This is a genomic window from Nocardioides conyzicola (assembly GCF_039543825.1).
Classification (GTDB): domain Bacteria; phylum Actinomycetota; class Actinomycetes; order Propionibacteriales; family Nocardioidaceae; genus Nocardioides; species Nocardioides conyzicola.
Genome location: NZ_BAABKM010000002.1, coordinates 2,670,778 through 2,687,017, shown reverse-complemented (window position 1 = coordinate 2,687,017; position 16,240 = coordinate 2,670,778). Strand labels below are relative to the sequence as shown.

The 16,240-nt window shown below is 73.2% G+C and carries 12 protein-coding genes; 1 reads left to right on the top strand and 11 read right to left on the bottom strand.

Features of this window, described 5'->3' with window-relative positions:
- On the bottom strand, window positions 1–894 hold the full coding sequence (locus ABEA34_RS16170; RefSeq protein WP_345522415.1) for a GNAT family N-acetyltransferase: 894 nt from the start codon (window positions 892–894) through the stop codon (window positions 1–3).
- A 30-nt stretch (window positions 895–924) separates the two neighbouring features.
- Between ABEA34_RS16170 and ABEA34_RS16165 the strand changes: the two genes are divergently transcribed.
- Entirely contained in the window at window positions 925–1,590 is a 666-nt protein-coding gene (locus tag ABEA34_RS16165; RefSeq protein WP_345522414.1) for a polysaccharide deacetylase family protein, read from the top strand.
- A gap of 5 nt (window positions 1,591–1,595) precedes the next feature.
- On the opposite strand, the gene ABEA34_RS16160 is transcribed toward ABEA34_RS16165, so the two are convergent.
- The 10 genes from ABEA34_RS16160 to ABEA34_RS16115 form a co-directional block, all read right to left on the bottom strand.
- The gene (locus ABEA34_RS16160) at window positions 1,596–2,516 is read right to left on the bottom strand and encodes a glycosyltransferase family 2 protein (protein WP_345522413.1); all 921 of its coding nucleotides are present in this window, start codon (window positions 2,514–2,516) and stop codon (window positions 1,596–1,598) included.
- On the bottom strand, window positions 2,509–3,909 hold the full coding sequence (locus ABEA34_RS16155) for an O-antigen ligase family protein (RefSeq protein ID WP_345522412.1): 1,401 nt from the start codon (window positions 3,907–3,909) through the stop codon (window positions 2,509–2,511). The genes ABEA34_RS16160 and ABEA34_RS16155 overlap by 8 nt, the downstream gene beginning before the upstream one ends.
- Complete coding sequence (locus tag ABEA34_RS16150; protein ID WP_345522411.1) at window positions 3,896–4,639, bottom strand: YveK family protein; 744 nt, start codon at window positions 4,637–4,639, stop codon at window positions 3,896–3,898. The genes ABEA34_RS16155 and ABEA34_RS16150 overlap by 14 nt, the downstream gene beginning before the upstream one ends.
- Window positions 4,626–5,888 (bottom strand): glycosyltransferase family 2 protein, encoded by a 1,263-nt coding sequence (locus ABEA34_RS16145; RefSeq protein WP_345522410.1) that lies wholly within the window; start codon window positions 5,886–5,888, stop codon window positions 4,626–4,628. The genes ABEA34_RS16150 and ABEA34_RS16145 overlap by 14 nt, the downstream gene beginning before the upstream one ends.
- Complete coding sequence (locus ABEA34_RS16140) at window positions 5,885–6,994, bottom strand: glycosyltransferase family 4 protein (RefSeq protein ID WP_345522408.1); 1,110 nt, start codon at window positions 6,992–6,994, stop codon at window positions 5,885–5,887. Before ABEA34_RS16140 ends, ABEA34_RS16145 begins: the two co-directional genes overlap by 4 nt.
- Window positions 6,991–8,478 carry an oligosaccharide flippase family protein gene (locus ABEA34_RS16135; protein WP_345522406.1) on the bottom strand — a complete coding sequence of 496 codons (1,488 nt, stop codon included), beginning with the start codon at window positions 8,476–8,478 and terminating at the stop codon, window positions 6,991–6,993. The genes ABEA34_RS16140 and ABEA34_RS16135 overlap by 4 nt, the downstream gene beginning before the upstream one ends.
- Window positions 8,466–9,665 carry a DegT/DnrJ/EryC1/StrS family aminotransferase gene (locus ABEA34_RS16130; RefSeq protein WP_345522405.1) on the bottom strand — a complete coding sequence of 400 codons (1,200 nt, stop codon included), beginning with the start codon at window positions 9,663–9,665 and terminating at the stop codon, window positions 8,466–8,468. The genes ABEA34_RS16135 and ABEA34_RS16130 overlap by 13 nt, the downstream gene beginning before the upstream one ends.
- Window positions 9,665–10,699 (bottom strand): glycosyltransferase family 2 protein, encoded by a 1,035-nt coding sequence (locus tag ABEA34_RS16125; RefSeq protein WP_345522404.1) that lies wholly within the window; start codon window positions 10,697–10,699, stop codon window positions 9,665–9,667. The genes ABEA34_RS16130 and ABEA34_RS16125 overlap by 1 nt, the downstream gene beginning before the upstream one ends.
- 2 nt (window positions 10,700–10,701) lie before the next feature.
- On the bottom strand, window positions 10,702–11,370 hold the full coding sequence (locus ABEA34_RS16120) for a PglD-related sugar-binding protein (RefSeq protein WP_345522403.1): 669 nt from the start codon (window positions 11,368–11,370) through the stop codon (window positions 10,702–10,704).
- 74 nt (window positions 11,371–11,444) lie between these two features.
- On the bottom strand, window positions 11,445–16,202 hold the full coding sequence (locus ABEA34_RS16115) for a DUF4082 domain-containing protein (RefSeq protein WP_345522402.1): 4,758 nt from the start codon (window positions 16,200–16,202) through the stop codon (window positions 11,445–11,447).
- Window positions 16,203–16,240: the final 38 nt, after the last annotated feature.

Here is a 16,240-nt window from a genome sequence, read left to right as displayed (position 1 = left end):
TCACCACGGCACGCTCGTGAGCTCGCTGTACAGGTCGTCGACGTCCCCCGGCGCCACCCCGGCGCCGCGGAACATCTTGGGTCGGGGGTCGGAGAGCCGGCGCGAGAGCCGGGGGGCGTAGCCCGCCACCCGGAGCTCCGCGAGCAGCACCACGACCCGGTGCCGCAGCAGGTGGCGGGAGAGCGCGCCGCCGCCACGGCGGAGCAGCTCGGGGTCGCTGACGTGGAGGAGCGTCGCGAAGCCGGGGAGGCCCTTGCGACGGACCTTCCGGAACATGACGTAGCAGGGCCGGCCACCCACGAGCAGCACGACGTGCCGGGCCGCGGCAGCGTCGCGGTGGTCGCGGTAGATCTCGCGGTCGCGCCCCTCGAGCAGCGCGTCGATCCGCGCGGGACTCGTCACCACCCGGACCCCGGGGGTCGGGAGCGGCAGGCACGGGACCAGGAGCGTGGTCGTGTCGAGGTCGGTGAAGCCGAGGCGCCGGTTGAGGGCGGGCACGGTGCCGCTCGGCGACAGGTCGGTGAAGACGACGCCCGGGCGTGCCAGCTGGGCACGGAGCAGGCGCACGCCGTGCGCGCGATGGGTGTCGAGGACGCACCATGCGGCGAGGTTGCAGACGTGGCGCCGCTCCCCACCCAGGACCCGCTCGGAGTGGATGGCCAGGTAGACCCCGACGACGCGGTCGCCCTCCAGCAGGAGGTGGCCGTGGTCGTCGACGGGCGAGCACCAGGCCGGCCGGACGGTCCGCGTCCAGGTCTCGGCCGGCACCCGTGGGTCGAGGTGCTCGTGCAGGAACCGGCCGACGCGCTCGAGGTCGCTCGCCGTGATGGGGGCGACGACGACGCGCGGGGTGCCGGCCGGTCGCTCGACCGGGACGGTCGGTTCTTGGTTCACTGGCACCGCACCACCAGGATCGGAGCCTCGATGACGACTCGTACGGTCAACCTCTGCTTCCACGGGATCGGGGTGCCCGACCGGACGCTCGAGCCGGGCGAGGCGCCGTACTGGATCTCCGCGGATCTCTTCCACGCCGTGCTCGACGAGGTCGTGGGACGCGACGACGTCCGGCTCAGCTTCGACGACAGCAACGCCTCCGACGTCGAGATCGGCCTGCCGGGCCTGCTCGACCGCGGCCTGCGGGCGACGTTCTTCGTCCTCGCCGGGCGGTTCGGCTCGCGGGGCAGCCTCGACCACGACCAGGTCCGCCTGCTCGCCGAGAGCGGGATGGAGATCGGCTCGCACGGCATGGACCACGTCCCCTGGCGGGGGCTGGACGACGCCCGGCGCCGCCGCGAGCTGGTCGACGCCCGCGACCGGATCGGGTCGGTGGTCGGTCGGGCCGTGGACGAGGCCGCCCTCCCCCTGGGTCGCTACGACCGGGCGCTCCTGCGGGAGCTCCGCGACCTCGGCTACACCAAGGTGCACACCAGCGACCGCGCCCAGGCGCGGGAGAACGCGTGGTTGCAGCCGAGGTTCAGCCTCGTCGGCACCGACACGGTGGCCTCCGTCCGCACCGACGCCCTCGGTCGTCAGCCAGCACGTCGCCGCGTCCAAGGCGCCGCGACCAGGCTGGTCAAGCGCCTGCGCTGACCCGTTCACACCCGCTCCAACCACTCGGGGCCGCGGGGAGCGGCCAGCAGCGACGGCCGGACCAGGACGCGGACGGCGCTGCGTGCGATGGCGTGGCCCAGCACCGACCGGGACCCCTCGCGGAGCAGCGACGCCAGCCAGAAGAGCGCCGCGCCGGCCGGCGTGTGACGGCGGCGGAAGAGGCGCAGGCGGTTGGCGACGAGCAGGGACCACAGCCGGGGCGAGCTCGCGGACGCCCCCTCGAGGTGCACCGCCCGGGCCGTCGGCACGTAGCGGACGGCGAAGCCCCGGTCGCGCGCCCGCAGGTGGTAGTCGGTCTCCTCCGAGTAGAGGAAGAACGTCTCGTCCCAGCCCTCGCACGCCCGCCAGCAGGCGGCACCGATCAGCTGCGTGGACCCCTCGGCCCAGTCCGGGCTCCCGGGTACGTCGTACCGCCCGGGGTCGGAGACCACCTCGCCGAGGGCGCCGACCCGACCGGCCCGGCCCGCACCGAGCAGCGCGTCGGCGTACGCCCGCAGCAGCGTCGGCTCGCGACGCATCGAGAGGATCAGCTCACCCCGGGAGTCCTCGAGCCGGGGCACGCAGATGCCCGCGCCGGTCGCGTCGAGGACACCCAGCAGCTCCCGCACGCACCCGGGTGCCAGCCGTACGTCGGGGTTCAGCACGAGCACGGCGCCGAAGTCGCCCGCCGCCCGAACGGCCGCGTTGATGCCCGCGGCATAGCCCGCGTTGCGGCCCATCTCGACCACGGTCGCACCGGGCGCGAGCCGGTGCACGAGGGCCACCGTCTCGTCGGCGGAGTCGTTGTCCGCAACGACCAGGCTCCAGTCCGCGCCCTCGAGCCCGAGCGGCAGCGAGTCCAGGAGCCCGGGCAGCACCCGGGCACTGTTGAAGGTGACGATCACGACGACCACGCGCTCACGCACCGCGCACCCCCTGGAGCTCGCGGACGCGGCCCTCAGGTGCCGCGGCGGACCGGTCCTCGTGGGAGAGCCGGGAGGCGGCACCGGCGAGCCCGAACAGCAGGAACGTGAGGCCGGCGGCCTGGGCGAAGCCCCAGGCGTCGAAGGTCGCCGATGCCGCCAGCATGCCCGCGATGGACGCCGCCAGCGCCAGCGAGACGTGGGAGTCACGAGGGCTGAGCGCACGACGCCGCGCGCCGAGGGCGCTGCCGAAGGATCCGACGTACAGCAGCAGCACGGCCACCAGGCCGACGGCACCGAGCTCGACCAGCACCATCAGCAGCTGGTTGTCGAGGATCCGGTAGTAGCCCGGGACGAACGTGAAGAGACCTCGGCCGAACCACGGCTGGTCCTGGTAGAGCGCGATGACGACCCCGTAGTCGTCGGTGCGGCCGGTGACGCTGGGGTCGGTGGCGATGCCCCGGAACAGCGAGTAGATCGTGCCGACCAGCCCGGGCACGGCGACGCGCAGCGCGACGACGGCCAGCGGACCGATCAGCAGCGACCGCCGGCGTACGGCGGGCGGCCAGTAGGCGAACATGATGATCAGCGCGAGGCCGACGGCGAGGATGCCCGACCGGGACACGGCGAGGGGCATGGCGAAGCCGAGCACCAGCACCGGCAGCAGGTCGCGGCGTCGGCGCCGGTGGATCGCGAGGTGCAGCGCGAGCGGGAGCACGCACGCCACCACGACGGCGAACTCGATGGGGTGCGAGGCGGTGCTCGACACACGCTCGAGGACCGAGCGGGTGAGGGAGGCCCCCACGACGGCGTTGGCGCTGAGACCCGGGACCTGGATGTAGGCGGCCAGGTTGGTGCCCGTGTAGAACTGGTAGATCCCCACCGCGGAGTAGACGGTGGTGGTCCAGCACAGCACCCGCACGAGGACGTCGAGGTCGCGCCAGCTGCGGAGCCCGTCCGCTGCCAGGAGCGCGACCCCGAGCCAGGCGCCGAAGCTCAGCAGCCCGCGGTCGGCGGCCGTCACCATGGCGACGTGGACCTGGCTCACCGTCGGGAACACCAGGGTCCAGACGTCGTCGGTGCCCTGTCGCATGTTGGAGGGGGCGTACCAGCCGGCGAGCATGCCGGAGACGTACGCCGCGAGCACCGCGATCGTGACCCCGCCGAGGAGGAGCCGGACCGGGGAGCGCCGCCGCGGAGTGAGGCCACCGACCCGGGCCCCGCACCACCAGAGCAGGGCGCCCAGGCCGACCATGTTGGCGAGCGTCCCCGGGGCCCCGAGCGGGCGGAAGACGAGCTGGGCCGGAACGACGAGCAACAGCACCACGTAGGCGCTGAGGAAGGCCAGCGCCGGGAGCTGAGGGACTCCCGCGAACCACTGCTTAGCGCGCCGCATCCCGGGCCTTCCGACGGTGTGGGTCCTCGTCGACGTCGCGCTCGTTCACGGAGCGTGCCAGGGTCAGCCGGTGGTGCTCGTCGGCGTCACCCGGGTCACGTGCCGGCTCCTCCTCGTCGTTGCGGCGGCGGAGGCGGCGGGAGAGCCGGTCGAAGGTGAAGACCAGGAGGATCGTGCCGACCAGGCCGCCGCCGGCGATCACCGCCATCGCCCGGATCTTGGCGCCCGGGACCGCCTCGGCCGGCCGAGCCGACCCGTTGCGGCGCGAGTAGACCCGCTGGGTCTCCGGGACGTCGAGCCCCTGCTGCAGGGTGTCGAGCTGAAGGGTGATCCGCCGGATCACCTCGTCCCGGGTGACCGCGGCCTCCGCGGCGTCGATGTCCTTGACGGTGATCAGCAGCAGCGGGCCCGTGTCCGGGCTGACGCCGATCGCGTAGTCCGAGGTGAACCCGGCCTGCTCCACCTCGCGGTGGACCGGCTTGGAGTTCAGCTCCGACGCGGTGATGGTCGCCATCGTGGTCAGGCCCGGCTGCAGGTTGAGGTAGGGATTGCTCGGGGTGCCCTTGCCGGTGGCTGCCGGCGGGAGGAGCAGCAGCACCTCGCCGCTGGCCTGGTACTGCGTGGGGACCGTCTTGACGGCCATGACGAGCCCGCCGACGACCGCGAGCCCGCAGACCAGAACGACGTACCAACGGCGGGCCAGGACGGCGAGTGCCTCAGTGAAGTACACCGCGTCCACCTCCTCTCGGTGCCGGGAGCGCCATCGCGCTCGCGGCGGTGGCGCCGGCACTGCCCCGGTGCTGGGTCCCGGCCGCTCCCGGCCGCAGCGCGCTGAACGGGACAGCCCGGCCGGTCAGCCAGGCGCGCGGGAGGCGGTCGGTCGCCACCCCGGTGAGCAGCCAGATGTCGGACTCGTGGATCCCGATGACGGCGTCGCCACCGACCAGGCCGGCGGCGCCCAACCGGGCGAGGCCGTCGAGGTCCAGGTTGGTGCACAGCAACGGGCCGGGCATCTCGGACCTCAGGTGGGCGACCAGGTCGGTGGCGTCGTGGACGGCGACGAGCTCAAACGGCTCTCCCCGTCGCGTCAGCTGGAGCGGGTCGCCGGCGACGGCGGAGAAGGCCCCGGTGGCGTCGACGTTGACGACCCGGACCCGCTCGCCGGCCACGATCTCGATGTCGTCCACGTCGAGCCGGACGTCGGCCAGCACGGGACGCCCGGCACCGGCCCGCTCCCGGGCGCGGCGGGCGACGAGGGACTCCGCCAGACCGCGTCGACGCCACCCGTGACGGCGTCCGACCGCCGACGACCGGAGCCATCCCGGCTCGGCCCCGACGATCCCGCAGGTCGTCCGCACGGGGACCGCCCCGGGATGCAGCTCGGCGACCCGGTGGTGCGCCTCGGCGAGCCGGGCCAGGTTGACGGTCAGGCTGTTGTGGGTGATCGCCAGGTCGACGGCACCGACCCGCAGGCCGAGCTCCCGCAGGCGTACGCCGTACTCGACCGCGTAGGCGTGCCACGCCAGGTCCGGGTCCTCGGCGAGCGGCTCGCGGAGGACGACCTCCCGCTCGACCAGGAAGAGCACCTCGTCGAGGCTGTCGACCTCGACGGGTTCGACCGCGCTGCGACCGATCAGCTGGACCCGGTCGCGGAGCAGGCCGACGACCTCACCACCGGGCCCGACGCCGGCGGCGCCGAGCAGACCCCAGCCGCCGGCGTCGGCCCGGAGGAGGGCGGCCACCTCCAGCAGACGTGAGGTCGAGTGCAGGTAGACGTCCTGGTGGACGAAGGCGACGACGTCGTGCCGAGCCAGGCGGGCACCGTGGTTGAGGGCTGCGCCGGCCGTGGTGAACCGGTGGTCGGTGTTGTCGACGACCACCAGCTCGACCGTTGCCGGGTCCGACCCGGCGACCGAGCGGTCCAGGCACTGCTCACGCACGGCCGGGTCGTTGAAGACGCAGACGAGGGACACGCTCATCGGGCCACCACCTCCTGGAGGGCTCGTTCGAAGCCGGTGCCCGAGAACTCCGCCAGCACCCGGCGCCGGGCCCGGTCCCCCAGCACGTCGCGGGCCTCGGCATCCAGCACCAGCGCACGCACCGCCTCGGCGAACCCGACGACGTCGCCCGGACGCACCACGACACCGGCGTCGCCGATCTGCGCTGGCACCCCACCCACGCCGAAGGCCACGACCGGGACGCCGAGCAGCATCGACTCGAGCACCACCAGCGGGAAGGGGTCGTCGCGTGAGGGCAGGGTGGCGATGTCGAACGCCGCCATCGCGGGGTACGGGTTGTCGCTCGGACCGGCGAACTCGATGCGCGGGTCGACCTGGCCGGCCGGAGGCGTGCCGTCGCCGACCCAGACGAAGCGGACGGAGCGGTCCGGCAGGTCGGCGAGCACCTGGCCGGCTGCTCGCAGCCAGAGGTCGACGCCCTTCCGGTGCTCGACGCTGCCGCAGCAGCCGACGACGACCTCGTCCGTGGTGCGCTCGGTGGTGTCCCGCCCGCCCAGGGCGAGCACGCGCCCTTCGTCCGGCACCGACACGAGCAGCGCGATCTCGTGGCCGTCCCGCCCCGCCAGGTCCATCAGGTCGGCGTGCACGCTCGGCGAGCAGGCGACGAGCTCCACGTCGTCCGGCAGCTGGTGCACGCCGGCGCCGGCCAGCAGGTCGGTCAGCACGGCGGCGGACTCGTGGACGTGGAGGATCGTCCGGCGGCGCGGCCACCACCGGGCGGCCCGCACGTACGCCGCGGCGGCGCCCGAGTTGACGTAGACGAGGTCGGGCCGGCGCCGTCGCAGGTCGACCCAGGCACAGCCCGCGTCGAGCCCGCGCCCGACCCGGCGCCCCCACCGCAGCCGGGTCGCCCGGCGCCGCAGCCGCGGCAGCAGCGCCACCGCCGTCGGCGCGAGCGCCGCGAACTCCGGCAGCAGCGGACCCGGCCGGCACGACAGCACCGAGACGGCGTACCCCTCCCCGACGAGGGTCCGGACCACCATCTCCGCCACCCGGGGCGCACCGCTGCGGGACGCCTCGTGGGTCACCACCAGCACCCGCAGGGGCGAGCCGCCGCCGCGGGTCATCGGCCCGCTCCCGCCAGGAGGCCGTCGCCGGCCGATGCCGGCGCCCGGCGGAACGCGGCCCGGTAGGGGCGGACCATCGGCCTCGCGACCACGGCGTACGACGCCACGGCGAGCGCGCCGCCGACGACCACGACCGCCGCCGGGTCGTCGAGCAGCAGCGACGTCGCGAACGCGGACGTGCCGGCGACGAGCGCGGCGCCGACCGGGCCGGAGGCTGCACGTGGCACGGCACCGAGGCCCAGACCGGTCGAACGACGCACGGCCAGCACGTAGAGAGGCAGGGTGACGACGCTGACGGTGACGACGTGCGCCCAGGCCGCGCCGACCAGGCCGTCGACCCGGATGCCGACCACCATCGCCGGGACCAGCACGGCGACCCAGACCGCCTGGATGCCGAGGAGCCTGCCCGTGGCGCCGACCGCGACGAGCACGTTGGCGAACAGCAGCGAGACGGAGAAGAGCGCGCCGTACGCCGCGAGCACGGAGAGGACCGGGGCCGCATCCAGCCAGGTGGCGCCGAAGACGGTCTCCACGAGCGGGCGGGACAGGACGACCGTGACGACGCACACCGGCGCGGCGACGAGGGCGACCAACCGGACCGCCGAGGCCAGGGCCGAGCCGAAGAGCTCGGCGTCCCCGAGGACCCGCCCGAACGACGGGACGACGACCCCGTTCAGGACCGAGCTGAGGACCGTCGTCGACCAGCCCGCGACGCTGAAGGCGATCATGTAGACGCCGACCTGGGTCTCGGTGAGCAGCCGGCCGATGATCACGTAGTCGGCGTTGAGCAGCGACCAGTTGACGAGGTTCGCGAGGGACAGCGGGAGCCCGAAGGCCAGCAGGGGCAGGACGGCCGCCGGTCGCCAGCCGGGACGGTAGCGCCGGTGCAGGCACGCGACCATCACGAGCCCGGTGACGACCTGCCCGACGACCCGCGACCACGCGAACGACGTGGCGCCGCCCCCGCCCAGCGCGAGACCGACGAGCAGCGCGTTGGCCGGCAGGAACCCGGCCGCCGTCGCCAGGAAGATCCGGTCCTGCCGGAACTCGCGGGTGAGCTGCGCCCCCGGGACCGCGAAGATGCCGGTCAGCACCAGGCAGATCGACAGGACCCGGATCGGCTCGGCCGCGGCCGGCACCCCGAGCAGGGCCGCCGCCGGCCCGGCGAACGCCGCCATGGCCGCACCGAGCAGCAGGCTGACCCCGACCGACAGTGTCGTCACCGTCGGTGCGATGTCCTCGGGTTCGTGGGCGGAGCGAGCGACCGCGGACCCCATGCCGAGCTCGGCCAGGCTGCCCACGACGACGTGCACGGCCAGCGCGATCGCGAAGATGCCGAAGTCGGCGGGCGAGAGGATCCGGGCGATCGCGGCGGTGACCGCGATCCCGGCGACGCGCACGCCGATGTTGCCGGCCGCGGCCCACACGGCCCCGGTCCCGGCCCGTCTCGCGAGGGAGACGGAGTCGACGCTCAGCTCGGCCACCGGACCGCCTCCACGAGGACGTCCGCGACCCGCTCCTGCTGCGCGGCGGTGATGCCCGGGAACATCGGCAGCGAGAGGATCTCGCCCGCCGCGCGCTCCGCTGCCGGGAACTCGCCGGGCCGCAGGCCCAGGTGGGCGAACGCCGGGATCAGGTGGATCGGCGCCGGGTAGTGGATTCCCGTGCCGATGCCCGCCGCCTGCAGGCAGCCGAGGACGCGGTCGCGGTCCCGCACCCGCACGACGTAGAGGTGGTGCACGTGCTCGTTGCCGGGCAGCGTCCGCGGCGTCCGGATGCCGACGACCCCGGCGAGGAGCTCGTCGTAGCGGGCGGCGGCGCGGCGACGCTCCTGGTTCCAGCGGTCGAGCACCGGGAGCTTGGCCGAGAGCACCGCTGCCTGCAGCCCGTCGAGACGGGAGTTGCGCCCGATCTCCTGGTGCTCGTAGCGGGCCACCCCGCCGTGGTTGCGCAGCATGCGCGCCTGGTCCGCGACGTCGACCGAGCTGGTCATCAGCGCCCCGGCGTCGCCGTACGCCCCGAGGTTCTTGCCGGGGTAGAAGCTGGTCGCGGCGACGTCGCCGAGCGCACCCGCGCGTACGCCGCCGCGGGTGGCGCCCTGTGCCTGCGCGGCGTCCTCGACGATGAGCACCCCGGCGCCCAGCGCGTCGCGCAGCACCTCGACCCGCGCGACCTGGCCGTAGAGGTGGACGGCGATGACCGCCCGGGTGCGACCGGTCGCCCGGTCCACCACCGACTCCGGGGCGATCAGGAAGTCGTCGTCGCAGTCCGCGAGGACCAGCTCCGCACCGACCCGGACCACCGCCTCGGCAGTGGCGACGAACGTGTTCGCGGGGACGATCACCTCGTCGCCGGGTCCGATGCCCGCGCTCACCAGCGCGATCTCCAGGGCGTCGGTCCCGTTGCCGACGCCGACCACGTCCGAGACGCCGCAGTACGACGCGAACGCCTCCTCGAACCGCGCCACCTCCGGCCCGAGGACGAAGCCCTGCGTGCTCAGCACCCGCTCGAAGCCGGCGGCCACGGCGTCGGCCACCTGGGCGTTCTGCAGTGCGAGGTCGACGAACGGGACGGTGGAGACGGTCACGTCGGTGGCGATGTCGGTCACGGAGGTGCTCCTCGGGGTCGGGTCGAAGGTCCGGTCGGCGGTGCTCGTGCTGGGCGCGTTCATCAGGTCCCCACCAGGCGCCAGCGACGCGACCGGGCCGACCACCGCAGGGCGTGAGAGCTGGTCAGCACCCGCCGCTCCAGGGCCGACGCCGGACCGGAGGGGTGCCGGTGGAGCGCCCGCCAGCCGCGCGTCCCGGTGATCGACGGGTATGCCGTGAGGGCCAGGTCGGCCAGCCCGTCGAGGGTGGCCCGGTCGCCGGCCGCCTGGGCCATGCGCGCCTCACGTACGGCCTCCGTGGCGATGGCCCGACGCGCGGTCCGGCGCAGGTCGTCGTCCGCGCCATCGGCGAAGAGCTCCTCGAAGGCGGCGTGCACGGTGCGCTGGTTGGTCAGCACCCCGGCGAAGTCCGTGGTCGTCATGTTCTGTCCGTGCACCCGGTAGAGCGCCTGGTGGGCGCCGTTGACCCGGCCCACGTCGCCGCGTCGTGCAGCCTGCATCCACAGCAGCAGGTCGGCCGCGAACGGGTGCCGGGGGTCGTAGCCCCCGACCTCGTCCAGCACCGACCGGCGCAGCACGGCCTCCGGGTTGACGATCGGGTTGCGGGCGGTGGCGCACACCCGGCGCAACCAGGTCCTGCCCGGCCACAGCGACCAGCCGGTCACCCGGGTGGTCGGGACCGGTGGCGTCCCGGTGAAGCTCACCGGCGCGCCGTAGGCCAGCGTGACGGCCGGATGCCGCTCGAGGAGCGCGACCGAGCGGGTCAGCGATCCCGGCGTCAGCAGGTCGTCCGCCGAGAGCAGGACGACGTAGTCGCCCCGGGCCTCGGCGAGTCCGTCGTTGTACGTCGCGATGTGGCCCCGGTTCGCCCGGTGCACCAGCACGCGGACCCGGTCGTCGCGGGCGGCGAGCCGCCGGGCGACGTCAGCGCTGTCGTCCGTCGACGCGTCGTCGACGACGACGACCTCCAGGTCGAGCCCGGGCTGGTCGAGCGCGGACGACACCGCGTCCGGGAGGAAGTGGCCGTAGTTGTGGCACGGCACGACCACCGAGACGGTCGGGGTGGTGCGCAGGGGCACCGCTCGGGTGAGCCGCACGGTCAGGCCCCTTCCATCCGGTACGTCGCCGCGATCGGTCGAGCAGGGACCCCGACCCACGTGGCTCCGGCGGGCAGCGGCGTCAGGAGGGCGGCGCCCATGCCGAGGGTCGACCCGGCGCCGACCTCACCCCCTTCTCGCACGCACGCGTTCATGCCGAGGTAGGCGCCCTCGTCGACGCGGACGCCGCCGCCGAGGCTGACCCCGGCGCAGAGGGTCACGTAGTCGGCCACGACGTCGTCGTGGGTCAGGGTGACCTGCGGCATCACCACGACGTGACGCCCGACCGTCACGTTCGCCGTGCCGACCGCCCCGGCCAGCACGATGCTGCCGCGGCCGATCGCGGTGCCGCTGACGGTCGCTGCGGGATGGATCACCCGGGCGTAGCGCTCGTCTCCCACCCCGAGCTCGACGAGGCGCTCGACGAGCGAGCGGCGCGTCGCTCCACGGCCCGCGCACACCACGACGTCGTGCTCCGGGTAGCGCGCGATCTCCGCGAGACCGCCGACCACCTCCGCGCCGTCGAGAGCGGTGCCCCGTCGAGCCGGGTCGTCGTCGAGCACGCGGAGGTCGTCGTACCGGCCGACGACCCGCTCGAGCGCGAGGACCTCACGCGCGAGGCCGCTGGCAGCGACCAGCACGAGCCCTCTGGCCCACCTGATGTGTGGCACGTCCGTCTCCCCCAACGTCGACCTGTCTGCGTGAGCCGGTGCCGCACTCGGCGAGCGGCACCGGCCCGTGTCCGTCATGGCGTCGCGTAGCGGAGGACCACGTCGACGAAGTAGTTCGTGCTGTTCCAGGAGCCCGTCGGGAAGCCCACGTCGGACCCGTAGCGGTACCGCCCGTTGTCCCCGGCGGGCGCGGTCAGCGGACCAGCGGTGTAGGCCTGGTTGAAGAACGCGCCGGTCACCGAGTAGTGGCCGTTCGGCGCGAGGTACGACACGACGTAGGTCTGGCCGGCCGTGACCGCGAGCGGTGTCGCGAGCTGCGCGGTCTGCCAGCCGCTGGCCGTCTCGTTGGTGAAGGTGACCTCGCGGAGCTGGTCCCCGCCAGCGGTCCAGAGCGCACCGACGTGGGTCCCGGTGTTGCCCGGCCCCTTGTAGAACCGGATCGCCGTGACCGTGCCGTCCACGGACGGGGTGAACCTGGTCCCGAGCGTGAGCGCCGAGCCGTCGTCGGCCGCGACCGTCGCGGGCGTGACGCCCTCGAACAGCGAGGCGTCCGCCGTGCTGGACTGCGGCTCCTCGGTGTGGAAGGTCCAGCTCTGGTTGGCGAGGGTCGCACCGTTGGTGCCCGTGATGCCCGAGATCGCGACCTGGACGTCCGCGTCGGCCGGCAGGCTGCCGGTCGGGGTGAACGTCAGCTTCTTCTGGTCGGCCGAGAGCGCCGCGCTGCCGGGCACCGGGGACCCGCCGCTGGTGGCCGTCATCGTCCACCCGCTCTGCAGCGGGCCGGTGAAGGTCATCGACGGCTTCGTCGTGCGCGGCACGTCGGTGGCCCCGGCGAGCGGGGTGCGGGAGCTGACCGCGATCACCGGTGCGTCGGCCACGAAGCGCACGTCGACGAAGTAGTTCGACGCTGCGTGCGAGTACGTCGGGAACCCGCCGCCGGCTCCGTAGAGGTAGCGACCGTTGTTGGTCGCGGGCGAGGTCAGGTCGCCGGAGACCCACGGGCTGCTGAAGAAGCTCTGCGTGTAGGCGTAGTGCCCGTTGGGCGCCAGGTAGGACACGACGTACGACGTCCCGGCGGTCACCGCCAGCGGCGTCGCGAGCCTGGCGGTCTGCCACCCCGTCGCGGTCTCCCCGGTGAAGGTCACCGTGGCCAACCGCTGGCCGGATGCCGACCACACGGATCCCGTGTGGGTGCCGGTGTTGCCGCCCCACTTGAAGAACCTGATCGCCGTGACCGTGCCGTCCTTCGCCGGCGTGAACGCCGCGCCGAGCTCGACGGGTGACCCGTCGTCGACCGCCTCCAGGTTCTGCGGCAGCTCCGAGCCGAACATCGTCTGCGGCGCGTCGACGGTGTCGGCGTCCGCGGTGCGGAAGGTCCACGACGTCGTCGGGAGGACCGCACCCGCGGTCGACCTGACCCCGGTCAGGGTCATCGTCACGTCGACGTTGCGGCCCAGCGCCGCGCTGGGTGTGAAGGTCAGCCGCTTGCCGTCCGCGCTGAGCGCGACCGAGCCGCCGACGGGTGACCCGCCCACGGTGGCGGTCATCGTGTAGCCGGACTGCAGCGGGCTGGTGAACCACGCCCTGATCGCCGAGCCCCTCGGCACGTCGACGGCGCCGGGCGCGGGGTCCTGCGAGGCGATCGCGATCGCCGGGGCCGGGGGCTGGAAGACCGGGTCGACCAGGTAGTTGGTCGCGGCCCGGGTCGACGGAGCGCCGCTCCCGTAGGTGTACATCCCGGCATCGGCCGCCACCCGCAGGGGCGCCCTCGACAGGTTGCTCTGGGCGAACGCGTTCGGCGTCGCGGACCAGCGGCCGAGCGGGGCGCGGTAGGACGCGATGTACTCGACGTTCTTCGTGATCGCCACGGGCGTCGCGAAGGTCAGGTCCTGCCATCCGCTGGTCGACTCGTTGGTGAACGTGCCGGTCGCGAGCTGGGTCCCGTCACCACGCCACAGCGTGCCCGTGTGGGTCCCGATGTTGTTGGTGCCCTTGTAGAACCGGATCCCGGTGATGCTGCCGTCCTGGTCGGAGGTGAAGCGCACGCCGAGCGAGACCGGGTCGTCCTCGGCCGCCTCGAGCATCGTCGGGACGGTCGTGTCGTCGAAGAGCGTGCACGGGCAGACCCCCGGTGCCGCCGGAGGCTTGGCCGTCGTGAACGACCAGGTCTTGGCGCTGTTGACGCCGTTGCCGAGGCTGTCGGAGCCGGACACGGTCGCCGTGTAGGTGACGAAGCCGCTCAGCGCGGAGGTCGGGGTGAAGGTGATGGTGCGGGTCGTCGTGTTGTACGACGTGGTCCCGGGCACCGTCGCCCCGGCCTGGTCCTTCAGGACCAGGCCCTGGGTCCCGGCCGCGACCGGCTTGGAGAAGGTCGCCGAGACGGTCGTGGTCGACGGGACGCTCGACGATCCCGGCAGCGGCCACCGGTTGGTCAACGTCAACGGCGAGGTGTCGGTCGTCGTGAAGGCGACGTCGACGTAGTAGTTCGAGCCCTGGTAGCTGAGGTTCGGGAACGTCCCGCTGTTGCCGTAGACGCCCCCGGGCTGGCTGCCGAAGCCGCCGGCCGCGGAGAGCGGCGGCGCGTTGATGCCCTGGCTCGAGAACTCCCACTGGTCCATCGCGTAGTGACCCGCAGGTGCGGTGTAGGACGCGACGTACGTCTGGCCGGCCGCGACCGCGACCGGGTTCGAGAACGTGGCGGTCTGCCATCCGGTGGCGGTCTCGTTGGCGAACGTCACCGTCGCCAGCTTCTGACCACCGGCGCTCCACAGGGAGCCGACGTGGCTGCCGGTGTTGCCCGTGCCCTTGTAGAACCTGATGCCCGTGACGAAGCCGTCGGTCTGCGGCGAGAAGCGCAGCCCGAGCTCGACCGCACCGGCGTCGGTGACGGCCGCCGTCCCGGGCGTGGTCGTGCCGAAGACGCTGCACGGGCAGCTGACCGTCAGCGCGCGGGTCACCGTGGCACCGATGTTGGCGCTGTCGTCCGCGGCCCGCACCTTGAGCGGCGTGCTGCCGATGCCGTTCTGGACGTAGGTGTAGCTCCAGCTGGTGGTGCCGTTCGCCGGGTGCCAGGTGGCGCCGTCGTCGGTCGAGACCTCGACCCCGGCGACGCGGCCGCCCCCGGTGTCGGTGGCGGTGCCGGTCGCGGTCACGGTCGCGCCGTTGGCCACGGCCGCGTTCGCGGCGGGCGCCGAGATCGTCACGGTCGGGCTGACCGTGTCCGTGGACTTGGTCGCCGCGAACAGCCCCGACATCAGGGTGGTCGGCTGCGCGGACATGTCCGCCATCAGGTTGACCATCGACTGCTGCATGCGGAGGTCTGCAGGCTCGGGGTCGTACGGGCTGTCATGGACCTCGTCGAGGCCCCACGTCCACTGGATCGACCCGGCGCTGAAGACGAGGGCTCCGCTGCTGGCGCGGTACATCGTCAGGTGGTGGGTCGTCGTGCCGGCGACCAGGTAGTTGCCGAAGTCCTGCAACAGCTGTGGTGTCGGGCCGACCGTGGTCGACAGCCGGACCAGCCCCGCGGGCCGGAAGCCGTTGTCGACGTCCTCGTTGGACTCGTAGCCGACGGTGTGCGGCGCGAGTGTCGCCGTACCGCTGCTCATGCTGGCGAGGCTGGTGTTGCGCCAGAGCCGGTACTTCCCCTCGGCGGCCGACACCGTCAGGGCGAGGTCGTCGTCGTTGACCTGGTACATGGTGCCGCTCAGGGCGTTCTCCGGCACGCCCCCGCCCTGGCTTCTGGGGGCGAAGCGTGGATCTCGCCAGGTGCCCGTCCACTCGGCCGACGGGTCGATCTTCGCGTTCGCCCAGGTCTCCTTGTAGGACACCAGGGTCCGGTACGCCGTCTGGCTGCTGTCGGCGGATGCCTCCCACCGGGTCCGCCAGTACGCCTCGTTGCCGCTGAGGAAGGCGAGGTTGACACCCGCGTCACGGGCAGCCTCCACGTTGGCGCGCGCGGCGCCGCTCCAGTACTCGTCGTGCCCGACGGACAGGAAGGTCTTGTGGTTGCGCAGGAGGGCACCGCTGCGTGCGGTGTCGACGCCGGACAGGTAGCTCACGTCGTACCCGTTGCGCTCGAGGAAGCGAACCGCCGGGTACTCGTTCGACATGAAGAAGTCGCGACCGCCGGTGCCGTTCCGGGTCATCACCGGGCGGTTGTAGCTGATCTTGTAGGCGCGGCCGTGGGCCGCTCCGACGTAGAAGTCCGAGCCGCCGTAGTCGTTGTAGGCCTGCCACGTGGTGTCGGAGGTCTGGAAGACGATGGCCGACGTGCTGCTGTCGTCGCGGACCACGAAGGTGATGTGGCTCGAGGCCTGCTCGTCGGCGCGGTAGAGCCGCGCGATGTAGACCCCGGACACCGCCGTGCTCGGCACGGTCCAGGATGCAGAGACGGCCCAGTTGCCGCAGTCGTACAGCTCGGTGTTGACGTCCGAGATGCACTGCGGCTGGTTCTGCGGGAGCGTGGCCGAGGGCGTCACGTTCTGGATGAACCGGGCGCCGTCACCGCCGTAGTAGCCCAGGCGGTAGATCTGGATGGTGTAGCTGCGCGCGTCGGTGTCGATCTTGAAGTCGACCTTCTGCCCGACGTTGACGCTCATCTGGGTCGCGAAGCCCTGGATGGACGCGTCGCCCGCACCGTCGATGTCCCAGTCCTCCTGGGGCGTGCCCGGCTTGCTGTTCTCGCAGGAGATCTTGTTCCCCTGCGCGCCGCACGGGTCGATGGCGCCGTAGGCCGGGAGGTCGAGGCCGGGCATGGCCGCGAGGGCGAGCACGGCGGCGATGACGGACAGGATCGCGACGAGGCGACGGTGGCAGACCAGGGTGGACATCATGAATCCTCACTCGGGCGGCTGAGCGCCCCGACTTG